20 protein-coding genes are annotated in these 19729 nt (G+C 61.8%); 15 read left to right on the top strand and 5 right to left on the bottom strand.

Annotated elements, in window-relative coordinates:
* Nucleotides 1-185 precede the first annotated feature (185 nt).
* The 5 genes from ACQRBR_RS01405 to ACQRBR_RS01425 all read left to right on the top strand — a co-directional run bounded on the left by ACQRBR_RS01405 (nucleotide 186) and on the right by ACQRBR_RS01425 (nucleotide 4878).
* Nucleotides 186-1064 (top strand): metal ABC transporter substrate-binding protein, encoded by an 879-nt coding sequence (locus ACQRBR_RS01405; RefSeq protein WP_427812111.1) that lies wholly within the window; start codon nucleotides 186-188, stop codon nucleotides 1062-1064.
* A complete protein-coding gene (locus tag ACQRBR_RS01410) occupies nucleotides 1048-1887 on the top strand; it encodes a metal ABC transporter ATP-binding protein (RefSeq protein WP_427812112.1) in 840 nt (279 codons plus the stop codon). Before ACQRBR_RS01405 ends, ACQRBR_RS01410 begins: the two co-directional genes overlap by 17 nt.
* A complete protein-coding gene (locus ACQRBR_RS01415) occupies nucleotides 1880-2746 on the top strand; it encodes a metal ABC transporter permease (RefSeq protein WP_321127759.1) in 867 nt (288 codons plus the stop codon). Before ACQRBR_RS01410 ends, ACQRBR_RS01415 begins: the two co-directional genes overlap by 8 nt.
* Before the next feature lie 17 nt (nucleotides 2747-2763).
* Nucleotides 2764-3903, top strand: a complete 1140-nt coding sequence (locus ACQRBR_RS01420; protein ID WP_427812113.1) for a UDP-N-acetylglucosamine 2-epimerase — start codon at nucleotides 2764-2766, stop codon at nucleotides 3901-3903.
* Between the two features lie 120 nt (nucleotides 3904-4023).
* Nucleotides 4024-4878: a formate/nitrite transporter family protein gene (locus ACQRBR_RS01425; protein ID WP_303880369.1), complete on the top strand. Its 855-nt coding sequence runs from the start codon at nucleotides 4024-4026 to the stop codon at nucleotides 4876-4878.
* A 279-nt stretch (nucleotides 4879-5157) separates the two neighbouring features.
* Here the strand turns inward: ACQRBR_RS01425 and ACQRBR_RS01430 are convergent, their stop codons facing one another.
* The gene (locus ACQRBR_RS01430) at nucleotides 5158-5556 is read right to left on the bottom strand and encodes a hypothetical protein (protein WP_427812114.1); all 399 of its coding nucleotides are present in this window, start codon (nucleotides 5554-5556) and stop codon (nucleotides 5158-5160) included.
* 240 nt (nucleotides 5557-5796) lie between these two features.
* On the opposite strand from ACQRBR_RS01430, the gene ACQRBR_RS01435 reads away from it, so the two are divergent.
* The 5 genes from ACQRBR_RS01435 (at nucleotide 5797) to ACQRBR_RS01455 (ending at nucleotide 10318) form a co-directional block, all read left to right on the top strand.
* Nucleotides 5797-6747, top strand: a complete 951-nt coding sequence (locus tag ACQRBR_RS01435) for an AEC family transporter (RefSeq protein ID WP_427812115.1) — start codon at nucleotides 5797-5799, stop codon at nucleotides 6745-6747.
* 66 nt (nucleotides 6748-6813) lie between these two features.
* Nucleotides 6814-7890 (top strand): TRAP transporter substrate-binding protein DctP, encoded by a 1077-nt coding sequence (gene dctP / locus ACQRBR_RS01440; RefSeq protein WP_303880374.1) that lies wholly within the window; start codon nucleotides 6814-6816, stop codon nucleotides 7888-7890.
* A gap of 94 nt (nucleotides 7891-7984) precedes the next feature.
* Nucleotides 7985-8455 (top strand): TRAP transporter small permease, encoded by a 471-nt coding sequence (locus ACQRBR_RS01445; RefSeq protein ID WP_168935694.1) that lies wholly within the window; start codon nucleotides 7985-7987, stop codon nucleotides 8453-8455.
* A gap of 9 nt (nucleotides 8456-8464) precedes the next feature.
* Nucleotides 8465-9766, top strand: coding sequence for a TRAP transporter large permease (locus tag ACQRBR_RS01450; RefSeq protein WP_427812116.1), 1302 nt, complete (start codon nucleotides 8465-8467; stop codon nucleotides 9764-9766).
* 48 nt (nucleotides 9767-9814) lie between these two features.
* Nucleotides 9815-10318: a flavodoxin family protein gene (locus ACQRBR_RS01455; protein WP_204673749.1), complete on the top strand. Its 504-nt coding sequence runs from the start codon at nucleotides 9815-9817 to the stop codon at nucleotides 10316-10318.
* 631 nt (nucleotides 10319-10949) lie between these two features.
* On the opposite strand, the gene ACQRBR_RS01460 is transcribed toward ACQRBR_RS01455, so the two are convergent.
* The 4 genes from ACQRBR_RS01460 to ybgF form a co-directional block, all read right to left on the bottom strand.
* Nucleotides 10950-11867, bottom strand: coding sequence for a manganese-dependent inorganic pyrophosphatase (locus tag ACQRBR_RS01460; protein ID WP_303880378.1), 918 nt, complete (start codon nucleotides 11865-11867; stop codon nucleotides 10950-10952).
* A 193-nt stretch (nucleotides 11868-12060) separates the two neighbouring features.
* The gene (locus ACQRBR_RS01465; protein WP_297158919.1) at nucleotides 12061-13044 is read right to left on the bottom strand and encodes a tyrosine recombinase XerC; all 984 of its coding nucleotides are present in this window, start codon (nucleotides 13042-13044) and stop codon (nucleotides 12061-12063) included.
* Nucleotides 13045-14349: a DNA-processing protein DprA gene (gene dprA, locus ACQRBR_RS01470; protein ID WP_427812117.1), complete on the bottom strand. Its 1305-nt coding sequence runs from the start codon at nucleotides 14347-14349 to the stop codon at nucleotides 13045-13047.
* On the bottom strand, nucleotides 14346-14870 hold the full coding sequence (ybgF, locus tag ACQRBR_RS01475; protein ID WP_427812118.1) for a tol-pal system protein YbgF: 525 nt from the start codon (nucleotides 14868-14870) through the stop codon (nucleotides 14346-14348). Before ybgF ends, dprA begins: the two co-directional genes overlap by 4 nt.
* Before the next feature lie 653 nt (nucleotides 14871-15523).
* Between ybgF and ACQRBR_RS01480 the strand changes: the two genes are divergently transcribed.
* The 5 genes from ACQRBR_RS01480 (at nucleotide 15524) to ACQRBR_RS01500 (ending at nucleotide 19729) form a co-directional block, all read left to right on the top strand.
* A complete protein-coding gene (locus ACQRBR_RS01480) occupies nucleotides 15524-16483 on the top strand; it encodes a hypothetical protein (protein ID WP_303880385.1) in 960 nt (319 codons plus the stop codon).
* A gap of 81 nt (nucleotides 16484-16564) precedes the next feature.
* Entirely contained in the window at nucleotides 16565-17260 is a 696-nt protein-coding gene (locus ACQRBR_RS01485; RefSeq protein ID WP_427812119.1) for a precorrin-2 dehydrogenase/sirohydrochlorin ferrochelatase family protein, read from the top strand.
* The gene (locus ACQRBR_RS01490; protein WP_427812120.1) at nucleotides 17247-18074 is read left to right on the top strand and encodes a cytochrome C assembly family protein; all 828 of its coding nucleotides are present in this window, start codon (nucleotides 17247-17249) and stop codon (nucleotides 18072-18074) included. The genes ACQRBR_RS01485 and ACQRBR_RS01490 overlap by 14 nt, the downstream gene beginning before the upstream one ends.
* A 15-nt stretch (nucleotides 18075-18089) precedes the next feature.
* Entirely contained in the window at nucleotides 18090-19394 is a 1305-nt protein-coding gene (gene hemA, locus ACQRBR_RS01495) for a glutamyl-tRNA reductase (protein ID WP_321127110.1), read from the top strand.
* Complete coding sequence (locus tag ACQRBR_RS01500; RefSeq protein WP_168935703.1) at nucleotides 19394-19729, top strand: hypothetical protein; 336 nt, start codon at nucleotides 19394-19396, stop codon at nucleotides 19727-19729. Before hemA ends, ACQRBR_RS01500 begins: the two co-directional genes overlap by 1 nt.

Raw genomic sequence — 19729 nt, forward strand, 5'->3', positions numbered from 1 at the left:
CAGCCACAAAAGGCCTTGCCAAGACGTCTTCCTGCCAGCATAATGCCCGCCGGAGAGGCTGGCAAGTCTGTGGTTGACAAACAGCCAAGCTCTTTACTAGGTTTTTTGAAAATCATTTTCGGATTTATCATATGCTCGCAATCGCTCCCCGGTGCAGCTCTCGAACGGCTGCAAGCCTCCTGATCATGGCCCTTCTGTTGCTGCTGGCCCTGCCCCTGCAGGCGGCCTCGCGGCCCGTGCACGTCCTGGCAACGACGTACCCTGTCTGGCAGCTGGCCCGTCCTCTGGTGGCCGGTCTGGAAAATGTCCACCTTGATCTGCTGATCCCCGCTGCTACCGGCTGCCCGCATGACTATGCGCCGACCCCGGCTGACCTGACCAAGGTGGCCACCGCGGACGTGATCCTCATGAACGGTCTGGGGCTGGAGGCGGCTTTTGCCCCGGCGCTAGCCCAGGCCGAAGCCCACAAAGCTGACTGCAGCCAGGGAATCGCCCTGCTTCCCGGCCGCTCCGGCCATGAAGAGGCAGGGCACGATCATCATTATGATGACAACCCGCATGTCTTCACTTCTCCTGCTGCTGCGGCCCAGATGGCCGAGACCATGGCCGAGGCCCTGATCCGTGCCTGCCCGGAACAGGCGGAAACCATCCGGAGCAATGCCGCTGCCCTGCAAAAAGACCTGCAGGATCTGGAAAAACGGCTTGCAGCCCTGGGAGCGACCCATCCCGGTGCCTGCGTGCTGCTGCAACATGATTCCCTGGCTTACATGATGCGTTCCGCGGGGCTGAAGGTCATGGACGTTTTGCAGGAGAACGAGGAGCAGGCCCCCTCTGCCGCCCGGCTGCTGGAATGCATCAGCCATATCAAGACGGAACGGCCCGTCCTGCTCATAGGCGAGCCCCAGTTCTCGCCCCGCCCGCTGGAGACCCTGGCCTCCGAGACGGGCATCCCCGTCATCCAGCTGGACTCCATGGCTTCAGGGCCGGAAAGCACTCCTGTGAACCACTTTGCACAGCAGATGCGCAACAACTGCCAGATACTTGAAAATGTCCTCTCTCACTAATCAGCCCGCGGCTATCGCTATCGCCCATGTGGATGTCCGCCGTGGAGATCTTCATATCCTGCAGGACATCTCGGCCACCGTCCCCCAGGGGAGCAGCACGGTCCTTGTCGGCCCAAATGGCGCGGGAAAAAGCACCCTGCTGCACTGCATCATCAACGAGATCGCCTATACCGGCGAAATCTGCATGCAGGGGAAAAACGGCCGGAGACCCCGCCTGGCCTATGTGCCGCAAAACCTGCAGATGGACAGCGCCCTGCCCCTGACCGTGGCCGAATTCCTTTCCCTGGGGCACCAGCGCCGCCCCCTCTGGCTCGGCATCAAGGGCAGTGCCTCCCGGCGTGCCCGCGCGGCTCTGGCGCCCGTGCATGCGGAGCACCTCATCCGGCGTCGCATGAGCGATCTTTCCGGCGGGGAGCTGCGCCGTGTTTTGCTGGCCGCAGCCCTGGCCCGTGAGCCCGAGATCCTGCTGCTGGACGAACCGGCGGCGGGAGTGGACTTTCAGGGGGAACGCCTTTTCTGGGAGGTCCTCGACAATGCCCGGCAGCAACAGGGATTTACCCAGCTCATGGTGACCCACAACCTGCCTCTGGCGGCCCATTACGCCGATCATGTCATCGGGTTGAACAAAAAGGTCATTGCCCAGGGGCCGCCCCAGCAAACCCTGCTCGCTCCTACTCTGATGAAGCTGTTCGGCGTGCCCATCCATCTTTATCCCAACCAGTGCGAACACCCTGAAGCCGCCTGCAACAAATGCGGCGCCCTGTGCCACGCCCTGCGCATGGCGCCTGCGGGCAGGGAAGACAAGGGGCAGCGCCATGCCTGATATCTCCTCTATCTGCCATATGTTTTCCCTGCTGCCGCTGGATTGTCTCAAGCTGAGCTTCATGCAGCAGGCTCTGCTGGCCGTCCTGCTGCTCACCCCCATGACAGCCGCTCTGGGAGTAGAGGTCATCTCCTTCCGCATGGCATTCTTTTCCGATGCCATCGGGCATTCAGCCTTTGCCGGTGTGGCTTTGGGCCTGCTGCTCTCGATTGACCCGCACTGGTCCATGCCTGCGTTCGGTGTGCTGGTGGGTCTGGCCGTCATGGCCGTACGCCGGGGCAGCGCCCTTTCCTCGGATACGGTCATCGGCATCGTCTTTTCGGCCGTCGTGGCTTTCGGTCTGGCCGTGGTCAGCCGCCAGCCGGGCATGGCCCGCACCATGCAGCAGTTCCTTTACGGTGACGTGCTGACCGTGAGCCAGGGCGAAATACTGTGTCTGGCCATTCTGTTTGTCGCCCTGCTGATCTTCCAGATCATCGGCTACAACCGTTTGCTCTATATCGCCCTCAATCCTGTCATGGCGCGTGTCCACGGCATTAATGTCTGTCTGTGGCAATACGTCTTTTCCGGTCTGCTGGCTCTGGTCGTCATGTTCTGCGTCTGGACCGTGGGCGTGCTGCTGGTCACGGCCATGCTCATCGTCCCGGCGGCGGCAGGCCGCAACTTTGCCCAGACGGCGGGCGGCATGTTCTGGTGGGCCCAGGTCGTGGCTATCACATCGGGGGTAGCCGGGCTGCTCCTCTCGGCGCAGGAATGGATGTCTACGGCCAGCGGCGCTACCATGATCCTTGTGGCCTGCGTCTGGTTCGCCCTCAGCAGCGTGTGGGCCCGCTTGCGCCGTCCCCACCGGCTTTCGTGATGCAGGAGGCCTGATCCATGAGCATGCGCGTCCTGGTCTTTGCCGGCAGCCGCTCCCAGCTGCTGCAGCATATCCCCGTAGACCGTACGGTACGGAGTTTCCGTGCCTGGGAGCCCCGTCTCGTCCTTTCTTCTGAAAGAGGGGATCACGCCCTCTGGGCTCCCCTGCTCGACGACTATGGCATCACCCCCTGCCACCGGCTGGGCCCGGCTCCGGCCTCCCTTTCCGATGCGAGCCTGCTGGCCCACATCATGAGCAGCGCCAGTCTGCTGCTGCATCGGGAAGCCCCGGCCGCGGTGCTGGTCTACGGCCATTCCGTCACAACGCTGGCCGCAGCTCTAGCCGCAGCGGAACACGGTATCCCGGTCATCCATGTGGGCGCCGGACAACGTCCGGAAAACATGAGCAGCTCGGAAGGGCGGCATGCCGAGCTTACGGACCGCCTGTCCAGCCTGCTCTGCTGTCTCGATCCTGCTGATGAACAGTATTTGCATGCCCGGCAGATGGAGCGTGGGACCTGCGTCACAGGCGATACCCTCTATGATCTGTTCGAGCAGGACCGCCCCCGCCTGCAGCCCTTTGAGGAGGCAGAGCGTCATGGAGCAGCCTTCGGGGAATTCATCCTTTGCTATCTTTCCCGGCCGGCGGCCCTCCGCAGCCCCAACGACCTCCGCTCCCTGCTGGAAGGATTGCGGGCCCTGCACACCCGGCAGGAGCGTCCCATCCTGCTGGTGCGGCACTCGTCTGCCCTCGCCTGTTTCCAGAAGCTGGAGCAGCAAATTCCCGACGGTATCCGCATCCTGCCGCCTCTGACGCACATCGACTTTCTTTCCCTCGTGTGCGCCAGCACCTTTGTCGTGACGGACTCCCCTGCCCTGCTGCTGGAGGCACTATACGCCGGCAAGCGTGCCCTGCTGCTTCCCCCGGTACCATCCGGATCGGCTGCTGTACAAAACGGCTGGCATATCACCTGCGCCTCTGCCGCGGACCTGGCCGCTGCCGGAGAAACCGTACTCCAGCCCTGCCAGCATCCGGGCCTGCCGGGGACCAGCGGTCAGGCTTCCCGCAGGGTGGCGGCCGCCGTTATGGCCATCCTGGCCGACATCGCGGACGGCATCCCTCAAGGGAACGGCGCCTCCGGTCCACAGGATGATTGATGGGCTATCTTCCGCAACCTGTTGACAATCAGGGAAAAACGCGAAACAAGGATTGCTTGGTGTTTTCACCGGGCAATTTTTTTTGCCCTGCACAGAAGAGCACAATCCCCGGGAGGAACCATGGATGCGCTTATGCTGAGTCAACCGGAAACCGTGGCCTTTGGGATAGCCATGGGAGAAAAAAAGGCCAAAGCCGGCTGGGTGCGTCAGATCGTGCTCGCCTTCTGGGCCGGAGCCTTCATCGCCTTTGCTGCGGAAGGGTCCAACATGGCCGCCTTCAACCTGCTTGCCCGGCCGGAGACCTACGGCCTGGGCAAATGCCTGGCAGGCACCATCTTCCCCGTGGGCCTGATGCTGGTCATGCTGACGGGGGCGGAGCTGTTCACCGGCAATACGCTCATGTGCATGGCCCTTGCGGAAAAACGCATCACTCTGGCAGCCATGCTGCGCAACTGGCTGTTCGTCTACATCGGCAACTTCCTGGGCAGCCTCTTCCTTGCCCACATGATCGTCACGTCCGGCCAGCTCGCCAGCGGCGCCGGGATGCTTGGCGGTGTGACCCTGCGCATCGCCGCCGGCAAGGTCGCCCTGGACTTTCTGCCCGCCTTCTACCTGGGCCTGATGTGCAACTGGCTCGTCTGTCTGGCAGTCTGGTTCTGCTGGAGCGCCCGCAGCCAGACCGGCAAGATGCTGGGCATCTTCTTCCCCATCTGGCTGTTCATCACCTCCGGCTTCGAGCACAGCGTCGCCAACATGTATTATATCCCGGCGGGCATCATGGCTGCGGGCAATGAACTTTTCGCCAAGGCTTCGGGCCTGTCCGCCGAGGCGCTGGCCAGCCTGACCTGGAGCAACTTTGCCATCCACAACCTCATCCCCGTCACCCTGGGCAATATCGCCGGCGGAGCTCTGTTCGTCGGCATGATCCACTGGTGGACGCACCGCGGGGCTCTGCCTGCCAAGCAAAACCACTAAGACGGCAGACCAACCTGTGAGGGGGCCTGGTCCCTGCGGACCGGACGGCAACGATGTTGTTCTTCCGTTTCGTCCCGTCATGCTCTTCTCAACTACGAACACAAAAAGGCGGACATCTCTCCAAGAAGGGATGTCCGCCTTTCCCTATGCTGCCGGCTGGACATGAGATGCCGTGACGCATCTGCTGTCCCCCGCCTGAAATGCATAACCGGGCAGAGCCAATGTGCCCAATCCTCGTTATCCGCCTTCCTCACAGCCTGTGGCAGTGCGCTCGCGCACTCAGTGCCACTCTATACTGTCGATCAGGCTTTCCAGGGCGGCATGTCCCCCCATGATGGAGATCACGCGCAGGTCCGCACCGGCAACGTGCACGACAGCCACACCATCGTCCCCGAACGTGAAGCTGTACACGCCGCCTTCTTCTACAAGGTCACTGCCGCCCAAGCCCTGAGCCATCTCCGCAGCAAAAGCCGCCGGATCGACATCTTGAGCCGAGGCCACGGTCACGGTCACAACGGCTTCCCTGCCGGGCGATACGAAGCCCACCATGGCCTCCTTTTCCTCCATGACTTTCCATCCCGGGGGCACCTCGGCACTGAATCCATTGAAATCCCTGGCTATGCTGAGCACAGGCAGGAACAACAGCAGCATAATGCAAACAAGCAGCTTTTTCTGCATCCATATCTCCTAAAAGAAAGAAGGCTCGCTTGCCCGGAGAGTCCTCTCAGCTCCGGGCCAATCGCGCGCATAGCCCACAGGAAGAATCTAGCCCGCGCCCCTGTTCCATGACAACCTTCCAAGCAGTCAGATAGGCTTTGACAAGATAAAGACCTGCGCCTAGCATGACAGGGGCATCGGAATCAGAAATGACATATATCGTTGTCATAGAGCTGATGCCAGAATCCGGATCGCGTTTTTATGGACAGGTTGCTCCTTTCCCTTTGCCTCATTTTTCTCAGTCTTGCCGCGGGTCATGCCGCGCAGCGTCTGCTGCGCATTCCTCGCCCCCGGCTGGAAAGTATCCGGAAGCGTCTGCAATCCTTTGCTGTTTTCTGCCTCATCCCCTGTTCGGCCATGCTTTCTCTGTGGGGGTTGCCTTCACCGGATTCCCGATTGCTGGCTCTTCCCTTCCTGGGCATCGCCTCCTGGATCTGGGGCGGCCACCTTTCCTTGCGTGTTGCCCGGGCCCTGCATCTGGATGCACCGCGTACCGGCAGTTTTTACTGCTGCGGGACCTTCTCCAATCTGGGAGCTGTGGGGGCCTTGGTCTCCGTCATGTTCTTTGGAGAAAAAGCTATTGCCATCGTGGCGCTGTTCCGCATCTGCGAAGAAATGTTCTACTTCGGGATTTCCTTTCCTGTGGCACGCCGTCTCGGGGGGGGAGAAGGGGCGTTCCGGCTACGCTCCTTCCGGCCTGATCCTGTGCTGCTGCTCATCCTGACAGCTCTGGGGCTGGGACTTGCCCTCAACATGCTGGGCGTCCCCCGTCCCGCGCCGCTGGGCTCCGTGGCTGCGGCCGCCATGCTTCTTGCCACGGTGCTTTTTCTTTTTGCCATCGGGCTCGGGCTGCGTCTTTCCCGCGTATCCTGCTACGCGCGTGAGGCCGCGACCCTGGCAATCGTCAAATTCATCGGCGTTCCCCTGCTGCTGGTGCCGCTGGCCGCCCTGGCAGGGCTCGGCAGCATCGACGGGGGGCTGCCGCTCCAGGTCGTGACGGTCCTTTCCTGCATGCCCGTTGCCATGACGGCCCTGGTGCCTCCGGCCCTGTTCGGGCTCGACGTGGACATGGCCAATGCGCTGTGGATCTTTTCCACCCTGGCTCTGGTCGTCATTTTGCCTGTGCTGTATTTCGTTCTGCCGCTGTTGTGAGATGCTGCCGCGTGTCGTGGGGACCTGTGGCCACGGCAGGACGTTCTATCCTGAGGAGGATGTTTCATGAAAGGTTTCTACCGCTGGGCGGTCATGGCCGTGTGCGCCTGTCTGCTGGCCCTGCCGGCAACGGCAGCTCCGTACAAAAGCGAGTACAAACTGAGCGTCGTGCCCGGCGCCACCTCCGGCTGGGGCATGACCGGTACGTTCTTTGCCGACCTGGTGCGCGAGCGCAGCCAGGGCCGCATTAACATCAAGGTCTATCACTCCAGCCAGCTGCTGGCCGGCAAGCAGACTTCGGAATTTTTGCTGCTGCGCAACGGCGCCATCGACTTTGCCCTGGCCTCGACCATCAACTGGTCTCCCCAGATCAAGGAACTGAACCTGCCCGCCCTGCCCTTCTTCCTGGCCGTGCAGCCTGACCGCTACAAGGCCATGGATGCCATCCTGTCCGGCAAGTCCGGCAAGATGATGACCCAGGCTGTGGAAAAGAAGGGCGTCAAGATCATCGGCTGGACCGAGAACGGCTTCCGTGAGCTGACCACCTCCAAGGGCCCCATCACCAAGCCTGAAGACCTGCGCGGCCTGAAGATCCGTGTGGTGGGCAGCCCCATCTTCATCGAAACCTTCCGTGCCCTGGGTGCCAACCCCGTCAACATGAACTGGAGCGAAGCCACCACCGGCTTCCAGCAGGGCGTGGTGGACGGTCAGGAAAACCCCACCAACGGCATCAATATCCCGCTCAAGATCTGGGATTACCACAAGTTCCACTGCGACTGGCACTACATCATCGACCCCCTGATGCTGGGCGTTAACCCCCGCGTCTGGAAGTCCTTCAGCCCTGAAGACCAGAAGCTGCTGCTGGAATGCGCCGCCGAAACGGAAAAGTACGGCAAGGCCCTTTCCCGTCTGGGCATGGACGACGGTTCCGCCCTGGCCTACCTCAAGAGCATCAATAAGCTGCCCGAGACCACGGATTGTTACGCGGTCATGGAAGCCAACGGCATGACGGTGTCCCGCCTGAGCACCGAACAGATCGCCGCCCTGGCCAAGGCTACGGAAGGCGTCCGCAAGGACTGGACCGCCAAGATCGGTGCCGACCTTGTCAAGGCCGCCGAGGAGGATATGGCCTCTGTCCGTTAGGGAGCGATCCCCGTACGGCAGGCTTTGCTGATTTTTGTTTTTTCGTTCTGTGGGGAGGGCCCGGCCCTCCCTTTTCAACCACCGGATGGATTCGATGCTGCGTTTTCTGGATACGCGCCTGGAAGAGATGCTGGGTGCGCTGCTGCTGGCGGTGATGGTGACCATCGCCTTTGTCAATGTGGTCGTGCGCTATTGCACACCGTTTTCTTTTGCCTGGACGGAGGAGCTGACCATCAACTTCTTCGTCTGGATCGTCCTGCTCGGTTCGGCCCGCTCTTTCCGTGACGGCAGCCACCTGGGCATGAGCATCCTGTATGATGCCCTGCCCAAGTCGCTACGCTTTTGCTGCTATCTGCTCTCCATGGCGCTCTGCCTCGGCTTTTTCGGAGCCCTGGCCTGGACGGGCTGGCTGGAAGTACGGGACGAATACGAGCTGGAAGTCATTTCCGAAGCGCTGGCCGTCCCTGTCTGGTGGTATACCATCGCCACCCCGCTTTTTTCCGTACTGACCATTTTTCGCATGTTGCAACGCGCCTGCGCTGACCTGCGCAGCGGCAGCTATTAGGAGGCCCGTGTGGAAACCACATCCTTGCTGCACGATCCGGCTTTCTGGCTGCTGGTCCTGTTCGCCATCCCGCTGATCCTGCGTGTGCCCATCGCGCTGGCCCTGGGTTTTTCCGCCCTGGTCGTCGTCTGGCAATGGGACCTGGGCTTCAGCATGCTTTCCTACAACTTTTTTGCAGGCATAGCCAAATTCCCCCTGCTGGCCATCCCCTTCTTCATCCTGGCCGGCTATATCATGGAGCGTTCCGGCATCGCTGCGCGTATCGTGGCCCTGATGGAAGCTCTGGTGGGCTCCATGACCGGCGGTCTGGCCCTGGCTACCGTGGCGGTGGCCACTTTCTGGGGCGCTGTCAGCGGTTCGGGCCCTGCCACCGTGGCGGCCCTGGGCCTGATCCTTATCCCGGGCATGGCCAAGGCAGGATATGACAAGGCCTTTGCCGCGGCCACCGTCTCCGTCACCTCCGGCCTTGCCATCGTCATCCCGCCCAGCATCGCCTTCATCGTGTACGGCAGCGTGGCCGATGTTTCCGTGCCCGCCCTCTTTGCCGCCGGTTTCGTGCCGGGCATCGTGGTGGCCCTGTTCATCATGGCGGCCGTGCTCATCATTTCCCGCAAGCGGGGATACAGAGGCCAGCCCAGCGGCAAGAGCGTGGGTACCGCCCTGAAAGAAGCCTTCTGGGGGGTCATGACGCCTGTGGTCATCCTGGGCGGCATCTACGGCGGCGTGTTCACGCCCACGGAAGCCGCGGCTGTGGCCGTTTTTTACGGCTTGTTCGTGGGGGTGTTCATCTACCGCACCATCAACAGCATCAGTATCCTGGTCGAGATCTTCGCGGCCAGCATCCGGGCCACGGCCGTGGTCATGCTGGTAGTGACCTGTGCGGGCCTCTTCTCCTGGGTGGCCTCCACTGTGGGCCTGGTGGAAAAAGGCTCCGCCGTGCTCCTGGCTGTTTCGGACAACCAGTGGGTCGTCCTGCTGATGATCAACATCATCCTGCTGCTGGCGGGCATGCTGCTGGATGCCATTTCCATCTATTACGTTTTCCTGCCCTTCATGCTGCCCATCATGGCCCACTTCAACTGGGATCCTGTCTGGTTCGGCATCATGATGACAGTCAACCTGGCTGTGGGGCAGGTTACGCCGCCCGTGGCCGTGAACCTGTATGTAGGCGCCAATATCAGCGGCATCAGCATGGAACGCATCAGCAAGGCGGCCCTGCCGCTGATCTTTGCCTCCCTGCTGGCCCTGGTGGTCATCATCATCTTCCCTGATCTTTCGACCTTCGTGCCGCGCATGCTGGGACAGATGTAAACCGGCAGGCAACCTGTTTATGGCTGCTGCCTGAAGGAGATCCAGAACATGAAATTTGCCATCATCTATTACAGCAAGACCGGCCATACCCGTGAGATGGCCGAAGTCATCGCCCGCGGTCTGGCCGCCGCAGGTGGAGAGACACGCTTCTTTTCCGTGGAAGAAGCCATGGATGCCGACTACATCGACCAGTGCGCCGGTGTCATTTTCGGGACGCCCACGTACCTGGCCAATACCTGCTGGCAGATGAAGCAGTGGTTCGATGAAGGTTCCCGCGGTATCAAGCTGGCCGGCAAGCTGGGCGGGGTCTTCGCCACCGCCCACTATGCCCAGGGCGGCGCCGATGTGGCCATCATGACCCTGCTGCCTCATATGCTGGTCAAGGGCATGTTGGTCTATTCCGGCGGCGCTGCCCACGGCAAGCCCTACATCCATCTGGGTCCTGTGGCTCTGGATGCCGTGGGCAATCATTATGAGGAATGCAAGGCCGATTTCGAGATCTTCGGCCGCCGTTTCGCGGAAAAGGCCCGGGAGCTGTTCCCCAATAAATAACACTGCGACGGGAGCGAAACGACACAGACGCCGGAAAAGCCCGGAGCTGTCAGTCCGCCTTCCCGCTCCCTGCGCCCCAAGCACATGAAAAAGCGGTCTGCTCTTTTGGGAGGGCAGGCCGCTTTTCCGTTTCCCGGCAGGCAATGACGCTGTCCAACGCATACAGGGAAATACCTTTGTACCCCTTTCCCTGCCGCTATGCCTGCCCTCTTCCCCTACTGGCCCCATCGAGACGAAAGATAGCCGACCTCCCGACGCCCTCATGGTACTTGTGCCTCTTTTTCCCGCTGCCTGGGACATCGTCCATGAGCACCGGGGATGGGAACCGGCTTATCTTCAGAGCTGCCGCTGCCGTGCTTGCTTGTGTTGTTGCCATATTTGAGCCAGGAGGACCTTTTCCCCTTTATGGAGCAGTGACAATAGTTGCAGGGAGTCCATCCAGCAGCTGCAATAGATATATTTTCAAACGGGCAGGAACACAGCCTGCAGGGCAAAACAGTCTTTACCTGCTCAAGCCCCTTGAACTGCTCCTGAGCTTTTGCCTGCCCAATACAGTAGCTCGTTATGCTTTGACCAAACAAAAAGGGCCGCCCCCGAAGGAGCGGCCCCATATCAGCTTTGAGCAAAAACCTTATTTGAAGGCCTTTTCAAAGTTGGGCACGACCTGCTTTTTGCGGCTCATCACGCCGGGCAGCCACACGCTGTCGCCGTCGGGCTTCACGCCGAAGGCCTTTTCGACCACGGTGGGATCGTCGGAGACGATCAGCATTTCAGAGCCTTCCTTCATGATGTCGGTCAGCAGCAGGAACACGCTGTGGCGGCCTTCGCCCTTGACCTTGGCGATTTCGGCTTTCAGGCCGTCTTTCACCTTGTCGAGGATGGACAGGTCGACGACTTCCAGCTGGCCGATACCGACCTTGTTGCCGTTCATGTCGAAGTCCTTGTAGTCACGGAAGACCAGGTCGGACATGGAGGCACCGTCAACAGCGCTCTTCACGGTGAACATTTCCATACCAAGGGCCATGACGTCTTCCACGCCGGCGACCTTGGCCAGGGCTTCCACGGCCTTCTTGTCAGCTTCGGTACAGGTGGGGGACTTGAACATCACGGTGTCGGACAGGATGGCGCACAGCAGGCCACCGGCGATGGCTTTGGGCAGTTCCACACCGTAGAAGTCGTACATGTTTTTCAGCACGGTGCCGGTGCAGCCCACGGGCCAGATCCAGGCTTCCAGCGGGCTGGAGGTGGTCACATCGCCCAGCTTGTGGTGGTCAACGATACCCAGCACGGTGGCGGAGTCCATGCCCTTGGGGGCCTGGGCCAGGTCAGAGTAGTCGACCAGGTACAGGTCCTTACCGGCCACATCTTCCACAACCTGAGGAGCGGTCAGGCCGAACTTCTTCAGCACGAATTCGGTCTCAGGGGTAGGAGCACCCTGGGCGGCGGGGGTGACTTCAAAGCCACGCTTGCTGTACAGGTCAGCAGCGGCGATGGCGGAAATGATGCTGTCGGTATCGGGGTTCATGTGACCAAGAACGAGTGCAGCCATGGTATATCTCCTCTTTGGGAATTTCGTTGCACAGTTACGTGTGTAAGTTGCCTTACGCTTGTTACCTTTAGCACAAGACCTAGGGCTTGCCAAGCCCCCCATAAAAAAAAACCTGACGCGTTTTCCTGTAAAATAATATTTAACTATTCAATTTTTATTTATATTTTATTTTTATGACGAACTTGTGATTTTTTTATTTTTTCTGTGCCCTCGGGTGCGCCTCATCATACAGGTGCATCAGCCGCTCCAGACTGACCCGCGTATAGCGCTGCGTGGTCGTCAAACGCTGGTGCCCCAGCAACTCCTGCACACTGCGCAGATCGGCACCGGCATCCAGCAGGTGGGTCGCGAATGAATGCCGCAAGGCGTGGGGAGAAACAGGCTCCACGCCCGCGTTACGGCACAGCCTTTCTATACGGCGCATGGCTTCACGGCGGTCGAGGCGGCCTCCCCGCGCGCCCACGAACAGGGCTTTTTCATGTTCAGGAGCCAGCGTCCCCCGCTGCTCGAGCCAGGCCCGCAATGCCGTCACGGACGTATCTGACAACGGTGACATGCGCTCACGGGCCCCCTTGCCGAAGACGCGGGCAACGCCCTCTTCCAGCCGCAAATCCGTCACATCGAGCCCCAGGGCTTCGGAGATGCGCAGGCCGGATCCGTACAACAGCTCCGCCAGAGCATGGTCCCGGGCCGCCAGAGCATCGCCGGTGGCAGGGGGGATGCGGGGAGAACCGGACACGGCCAGGGCATCGGGGGTATCCAGCACGGCAAAGGCCTGATCCACATTAAGGACGCGGGGGTGGCGCTGCTCCTGTTTGGGATTGCGCACCTGGGCCGCCACATTGTTCTCCGTGCGTCCCATGCGCTGCTGATAACGGAAGAATGTCCGTGCCGCCGCGAGCTTGCGGGCCATGGAGCTTTTAGCCTCTCCCAGCGCGTACAGACGGGCCAGCCAGGCCTGGATATGCTTTTTGCTCACCTCGGCCGGACGGGCAAGGCTGGCGCCGCGCTGTGCGAGGAAAAGGGCCAGCTGGCGCAGATCCGTCCCGTAGGCGATCTGCGTCGTAGGCGAAAGGCCCCGCTGCACGTCCAGCCAGGCCAGGAAAGCTTCGATTTCCAGAGTAGTGCGGGGATCGAGCTCCTCTTCCACCGTATCCTTTTCTATGTGTCGTCCCATCTATACGGCCTCGTAGCGTGCGCCCGGCAAGCGCCGGATGCGTCCCATTATCTCCAGTCCCAGCAGCACCGGCGCCAGCTCTGCAGGGCTGCGTCCCAGGGCGGCCCCCAGGGCATCCACATGCAAAGGGCCCTGCTCCCGCAGCAGCGGGATGATAGTGTCCTGTGCCGGAGATGCGGCAGCTGTGTCCGTCTCCCCGGCTCCTTGCGTCGGCCTCTCTTCCCCGTTGCCGGGATCGGCCTTTGGCGGCGTGTCCGTCTCCGGCGGCATGCAGGCAAAAAGCGTACGGGACAGCCCCGTGCCCTCGGCTTCAGCCCGGCGGCGACGTTCCGCGGCTTCCCGTGTCAGATGGTCGGCCTGCACGCCAAAATCACGCAATGGCCCGGCAAGATCTTCCAGCACATCTTCCGGCGCGAACACCGGCTTGGCCCCCTGCCGGACAAGCTCCTGGCAGCCGAGACTCTGACCGGACAGGGCCGCTCCCGGTACGGCATAGACTTCCCGCCCCTGTTCCAGCGCCAGACGCGAGGTGATGAGGGTCCCGGAACGGCTGGCGGCCTCCACCACGACCACGCCCAGAGAAAGACCGCTGATGATGCGGTTGCGGACAGGGAAATTTTCCCGCAGGGCCGGTGTGCCGGGAGCGAACTCCGAGACCAGCAGGCCCTTTGCCGCCATCTTGTCATATAAACGGGTATTGGCCCGGGGATACGGGACATCTATGCCCGTCCCCAGGACGGCGATGCTGCTCCCTGTCCTGCCCAGCGCGGCTTCATGCGCCGCCTTGTCGATGCCCCAGGCCATGCCCGAGACCACCGTGATACCCCAGGAAGCAAAGGCTCCCGCCATATGTCCGGCCAGGGCCTGCCCCCGGAGCGTGGCCTTGCGCGAGCCGATGACGGCCACGGCCGGATTGGCCAGCAGGGAAAGATCCCCCAGGCAGTACAGCAACACAGGGGCGTCGGGCAGTGTACGCAGCAGGGCCGGATAAGCGGCTTCATGCCACTGGACGACGACAGCGTCCAACTCACGGACGGCATCCCATTCCGCCCGGGCCGTGACCCGCCATGAGCCTGTGGAGAGTTCGGCGGCCTTGCCTTTGTCCACCCCGGCATCGGCCCATCTTTCCCTGCCTTCCAGCGCGGCGAAAGCCGAACCGAAATGGCGGAGCAACCGGCAGCAGGAACGGGCTCCCAGACCACGGCAATGGCGCAGGGCAAGACCGGCCCAGTATTCACGCCGGGCACGGTCATCCATATCGGCCCAGCGGGCAGACAGGGGAGCTGCGGGAGCCTGATCCGTCATGGCTGCACCAGTCCTTTTTTGCGGATGAGATCAGCCGCTGCGGACGAGGGGAAACGCTGCACCACCTGCCGGAAAGCCTTGCTGGCACCTGCCGTATCTCCCTGCTGCTTCAGGATCATCCCGGTACGCAACAGGGCATCGGCATTTTTATGATGCTTGGGATACCGGGCCTCCACATTTCGGAAATGCGTCAGGGCCTCTTCGTTCCGGCCCTGGCTGGACAGGGCCTCGCCCAGCCAGTACTCGGCATTGGCTGCATAGGTCCCGGAAGGATACTGTTCCAGCAAGGACTGCATACGGGCCATGCCTTCGTCCAGACGACCCGACAATATAAGATCCAGTCCTGCCTGATAAGCGGCCTTTTCATCAGTGACGGGAGCGGACGTGTCCGCCGTTGCCGTACCGGATGGGCTGTCTGTGCCGGGTACAGGCGCTGCATCGTTGACCGCGGCAGGCTTTTCCGCACGCGCGGCCCCGGACGCCGTACCTCCTGCCGGTCTGGACGCGGCGGCAGAAGTCACAGGCTGTCTTTTTTCGGACGGGTCTCTGGAGGGCTTCTGCGTGGAGGGGGCTTCCTTAGCCCGATCCGGCACGCTCTTCCCGGCAGCAGCGGGACTGGTGGTCGCGGCGGTCGCGGATGGTGTTTTTTCTCGGGAGGGGCTTTCGTGTCCCGTATGTATCTCCTGCTCTTTTGCAGCAGACCGGCCCGTTTCTGCGGCATCGTCCCGCACCGCAGCCTCATTTTGACGGGATGAGGACCCAGGATCCACGGCCGGGGGCGGGCCTCCGGCCGTGCCGCCAGCAGGGGCAGCTCCATCATGGACAGGCAGGGGACATTGCCCCTGATCACACTGCAAGAACTCCTCACGCACAGGGCCGCGGTAAGCATGCACGGGCCTGCTGCTCCCGGACCACGGCAGCTGCCAGCTTTCCTGCGATTGCTGTGCGTCCGCGGCCGAAACAGCTACGGGATGCGACAGGGCAGGCAGGACAGCAAGGAAAAAGGACAGGCTAAGGGCATGTGCTTTCATGGGAGACTCCTGTCTTTTTTCTGCCCGATGCGCTCCGGCAATGCAAGCGCTGCTTGCAGCACAGCCATTTTTGAGGCACAACCAACACGAACTCGGCGTCTCCCTGCCGGAGAACCGGGATCCGGTGAATCTTTGGAGGAACAATGGGGAACTTTTTAGAGAGCGTGCGCGCCTTCATCGCTGACAATCCGCTGCTGCAGACAGGGCTGGACATGGGGAGCATCATTGTGCCCTTTGCCCTGCTCTATGCCTATTTCGGCCTTACCTTCATCGCCATCTGCGGCGAGATCATAGCCCTGCGGCGCAAACGTTCCGCTTACAACAAATGTGCGCGGCAGCTGGCCTGCCTGAGTATGCTGCTGGGCTGGCTCATGCTGCTGGGGGGGCGTTTGTGGCTCATCATGGCGCTGGACGGTTTCGACTCCTACAGCATCATCGTCCTGCTCAGCGAAGCCACCTGGATGATGTTCGGTTTTGCGGCCATCGTTTCCTGCTGCTACTTCATGCTTTGGAAATTCCTGGCCAATTATCCCGTCCTGCACATCATTCTGGGCGCCATCGCCTTCCTGCAGGGCCTGATGACCTGCGTGGGCGTCATGGCCGTCACCCGCCTGTACAATGCCCTTTCCCTGCCTGAGGCCAGCAGCATCACCATCCCGCAGCTGTTCACGCCCCAGTTCGGTCAGGCTTACCTGAGCGCCCTGTGCTATACCCTGCCCCTGATCTTTGCCCTTGCCGGTGGCTTTGGCGCCGTGTGGCTGCTCCTGCGCCGCAAGGCCGATGACTTTGGCCGGGACTATTACAATACCATGGTCCCCTGGTGCACGCGCTGGGCCCGCAATGCCTGGGGCCTGCTCTGGCTGCTGCTGGTGGCATCCAGCGGGCTGGAGATCTGGCAGACCTGGCAGACCACCGGCGTGTTCATGCAGCAGGATGCCATCTTCCAGAGCCTCCGCGTGCTGCTCTGGCTTGTGCCCGCCCTGCTCTGGACCTTGGTCGCGCGCAGCGCCACTCCGCTGCGCCAGAAGCCTGCCCTTGTGATCGGCCTGCTGCTGTCCATGGGCTTCACCCTGCCCTACTTTATGGAACTGATCCGGCTTTAGCCGATACGACAGCCAGTGTGCCGCATTCCTAGGAGGCATGCTGGCTGTCGTGCGTCCGGGCCGCTATCAGGAACGTTGCCCATGCCTCACGAATCGCCTGAAAAAAATTTCTATCCCCTTTTTCTGGACCTGAGCGGCCTGCATTGCCTTGTGGCCGGTCTGGGGGGGGTCGGCAGTCGCAAACTGCAGGGCCTGCTGCATTGCGCACCGGCCTCGATCCTGGCCCTGGACATGGAAGCCCCTGCCGCAGAGCTGCGTCCGCTGCTGGAGCAGCCCTGCGTCCGTTTTGAGCAGCGGCCCTTCCGTGACGACGATCTGGACGGTCGTCAGCTGGTCTTCGCCGCCACGGGCAATGCCGAGGTCAACAGGCATATCGCCCTCCTCTGCCGGGAACGCCACATCCTGTGCAACTGTATCGATGCCCCGGCGGAAGGCTCGTTCATCGTGCCCGCCGTGGCCCGTTCCGGCGGCATGGCGCTGGCCCTTTCCACCGGCGGTGCCAGCCCGGCCCTTTCCCGGCGCTGGAAGGGCGAGCTGACGACCTGGCTGGAGGCCCGCCAAAAAATGGTCCGTCTGATGGGGCAGTTGCGTCCCATGGTCCTTGCCTTGCACGACGAGACAGGGCACAATACGGCCCTGTTCCGCGCTCTGGCCCAGTCGCCCCTGCAGGATCATCTGCAACAGGGCGACCGGCAGGCGTGCCTGCGCTGTCTGCAGGCCCTGCTGCCGCCAAAGCTGCACGACCGCATCCCGGAGTTGCTTGATGTTATCGCCTGAGACCTCCACCCTACTGACCCTGTGTTGTTACGGCGCTGCCACTGTGGCCGGTCTGGCCGGCATGCTGCTGCGCAATGCCTTCTGGCGGCGGCTGGGCTGCTGGCTGGCGGGGCTGGGATTCGTCTGCCAGACGTTTTCCCTCCTGCTCGGCTTCCACAAGACCATGCCCACGGGCCTGAGCCTTGGCGGCTATCTGCAGATGCTGGCCTGGTTCGTCCTGCTGTGCGGCCTTGTCAGCCGTCTGAGCTACAAGCAGGAAGCCCTGCTCCTGCTGGCCACGCCGCTGGCCCTCATCCTGTTCGCCGTTTCCGCCCCGTACCTTTCTGCCGTGGTGCAGGTGCCTCCCCAGCTTAAGGGCTCTTTCTACGCCCTGCACGTGGGGGCGCTGTTCCTCAGCATGGGCCTCATGACCCTGGCCTTTGCCGCCAGCTCCCTGTTCCTGTTCCTGGAACGACGCATCAAGAGCAAGCAGCGCATGGAAGGGTTCTGGCAGGACATGCCGGCCCTCTCCCTGCTGGACAAGATCAACGCCTTCGGCGTGGCGGCCTCGTTCCCGCTGTACACGCTGGGTGTGGTCTCCGGCCTGTTCTGGGCCAAGCCCGTCTACGGCGCCACCTTCACCGGTGACCCCAAGGAAGTGGTCAGCATCATCGTCTGGCTGCTTATGGCCTATGTGTTCCACGGCCGTCTGGCCACCGGCTGGCGCGGTCGCAAGCCCGCCCGCCTGATGGTGCTGGTCTTCGGTCTGAGCCTTTTCTCCATCGTGGTCGTCAATACCCTGATGGAAACGCATCATTCCTTCATCAAACCTTAATCCACCGACGTTGATATGGATTGTGATATCGTACTTGTTGGCCTGAACCATCGCACCGCCGGTGTGGACGTGCGCGAACGTTTCGCCCTTGTGGATTTTTGCAGCCGGGAAAACTGGGCCCTGCCGTGTGACGACGTCATCGGTGAAGCCATGATCCTTTCCACCTGCAACCGTGTGGAACTGCTTGCCACCGGTCATGGCGATGTGGCGGGCCGTATCCTGGAACGCTGGGCCGCCGCACGCGGTACCGACCCCGAAGAGCTCCGGCCCTATGTCTACATCTACAAGAACATGGATGCCGTGCGGCACCTGTTCTCCGTGGCTTCCAGCTTGGATTCCATGATCCTGGGCGAGCCCCAGATCCTGGGGCAGCTCAAGAGCGCCTACCGCAAGGCGGCCGCCTGCCATGCCACCGGCGTGATCCTCAATCGCCTGCTGCACAAGGCGTTTTCCGTGGCCAAGCGCGTACGTACCGAGACCGCCGTGGCCTCCAGCGCCGTGTCTATCAGTTATGCCGCCGTGGAACTGGCCAAGCGCATCTTCGGCGAGATGCAGCACCACAAGGCCATGCTGGTGGGCGCCGGTGAGATGGCCGAACTGGCCGCCACCCACCTGCTCCAGGCCGGTGTGGACGAGATCCTGGTGGCCAACCGCACGTTCTCGCGCGGTGAGGAACTGGCACGCCAGTTCAATGGCCGGGCCCTGCCTTTTGAATCCCTGGCTTCCCATCTGACAGAGGTGGACATCATCATCACGTCCACCGGTTCTCCGGATCCCGTCATCCGTGCCCGTGACATCCGCGGCGTGCTCAAGGCGCGCAAGAACCGGCCCATGTTCTTCATCGATATCGCTGTCCCCCGCGACATCGACCCCGACGTCAACGGCCTGGACAACGTCTATCTTTACGATATCGACGACCTCAAGGAAGTGGTGGAAGAGAACCTGGCCACCCGTCGCGACGAGGCCCAGAAAGCCGCCGAGATCGTGGACGAAGAAGTGGACATCTTCCGGCAGTGGCTGTGCAGCCTGGACGTGCAGCCCACCATCGTGGACCTCATCCAGCATGGCGAGAATGCCGCCCATGAAGAAATTGCTCGCACCCTGAAGCGCCTGGGCCACGTGGACGATGCCACGCGCGAAGCCATCGAGGTCATGGCGCTGGCTCTGGTCCGCAAACTGAACCATGATCCCATCATGTTCCTCAAGCGCGGTACCATGTCGCAGGAAGGCAGTGCGCCGCGCATCAGCCTCATGCGCCGCATCTTCAACCTTGACCAGGGCTGTACCTGTAGTGCCCGGAACAACGGAGAGCACGAATAATGCGCTATTTCCTCATCGATGACCTGCGTGCCGAAGAAACCAAACGTCTGTGCGAGCATCTGGATGCCATGGATCTGGGCGCCGGTCTGGACGGCATCTACTGGCTGCCCATCCCTGCCCATATGCTCAGCGCCGTGCAGAAAGAACACGAAAGCCAGTGCGGGCCCTATGTCATGGCGCTGGAATGCGAAGAGACCAGCCTGCGTCTGGAGCTGCTGGTGCGTGCCCGGGGCCGCATCCGCTGTGAATGCGTGGCCTATGCGTCGCCCGAACTGCAGCGGCACATGATGGACTACATCACGGATACCCTGAAAGAACTCAAGATCCCCAACTAA

Source organism: Desulfovibrio sp. SGI.133, from assembly GCF_050313955.1.
Lineage (GTDB): Bacteria > Desulfobacterota > Desulfovibrionia > Desulfovibrionales > Desulfovibrionaceae > Desulfovibrio.

Bases quoted from the DNA above. Each gene is read 5' to 3' on its own strand.
- ACQRBR_RS01405 (WP_427812111.1), top strand. From the start codon at position 186: ATGGCCCTTCTGTTGCTGCTGGCCCTGCCCCTGCAGGCGGCCTCGCGG.
- ACQRBR_RS01410 (WP_427812112.1), top strand. From the start codon at position 1,048: ATGTCCTCTCTCACTAATCAGCCCGCGGCTATCGCTATCGCCCATGTG.
- ACQRBR_RS01415 (WP_321127759.1), top strand. From the start codon at position 1,880: ATGCCTGATATCTCCTCTATCTGCCATATGTTTTCCCTGCTGCCGCTG.
- ACQRBR_RS01420 (WP_427812113.1), top strand. From the start codon at position 2,764: ATGAGCATGCGCGTCCTGGTCTTTGCCGGCAGCCGCTCCCAGCTGCTG.
- ACQRBR_RS01425 (WP_303880369.1), top strand. From the start codon at position 4,024: ATGGATGCGCTTATGCTGAGTCAACCGGAAACCGTGGCCTTTGGGATA.
- ACQRBR_RS01430 (WP_427812114.1), bottom strand. From the start codon at position 5,556: ATGCAGAAAAAGCTGCTTGTTTGCATTATGCTGCTGTTGTTCCTGCCT.
- ACQRBR_RS01435 (WP_427812115.1), top strand. From the start codon at position 5,797: ATGGACAGGTTGCTCCTTTCCCTTTGCCTCATTTTTCTCAGTCTTGCC.
- dctP (WP_303880374.1), top strand. From the start codon at position 6,814: ATGAAAGGTTTCTACCGCTGGGCGGTCATGGCCGTGTGCGCCTGTCTG.
- ACQRBR_RS01445 (WP_168935694.1), top strand. From the start codon at position 7,985: ATGCTGCGTTTTCTGGATACGCGCCTGGAAGAGATGCTGGGTGCGCTG.
- ACQRBR_RS01455 (WP_204673749.1), top strand. From the start codon at position 9,815: ATGAAATTTGCCATCATCTATTACAGCAAGACCGGCCATACCCGTGAG.
- ACQRBR_RS01460 (WP_303880378.1), bottom strand. From the start codon at position 11,867: ATGGCTGCACTCGTTCTTGGTCACATGAACCCCGATACCGACAGCATC.
- ACQRBR_RS01465 (WP_297158919.1), bottom strand. From the start codon at position 13,044: ATGGGACGACACATAGAAAAGGATACGGTGGAAGAGGAGCTCGATCCC.
- dprA (WP_427812117.1), bottom strand. From the start codon at position 14,349: ATGACGGATCAGGCTCCCGCAGCTCCCCTGTCTGCCCGCTGGGCCGAT.
- ACQRBR_RS01480 (WP_303880385.1), top strand. From the start codon at position 15,524: ATGGGGAACTTTTTAGAGAGCGTGCGCGCCTTCATCGCTGACAATCCG.
- ACQRBR_RS01485 (WP_427812119.1), top strand. From the start codon at position 16,565: ATGCCTCACGAATCGCCTGAAAAAAATTTCTATCCCCTTTTTCTGGAC.
- ACQRBR_RS01490 (WP_427812120.1), top strand. From the start codon at position 17,247: ATGTTATCGCCTGAGACCTCCACCCTACTGACCCTGTGTTGTTACGGC.
- hemA (WP_321127110.1), top strand. From the start codon at position 18,090: ATGGATTGTGATATCGTACTTGTTGGCCTGAACCATCGCACCGCCGGT.
- ACQRBR_RS01500 (WP_168935703.1), top strand. From the start codon at position 19,394: ATGCGCTATTTCCTCATCGATGACCTGCGTGCCGAAGAAACCAAACGT.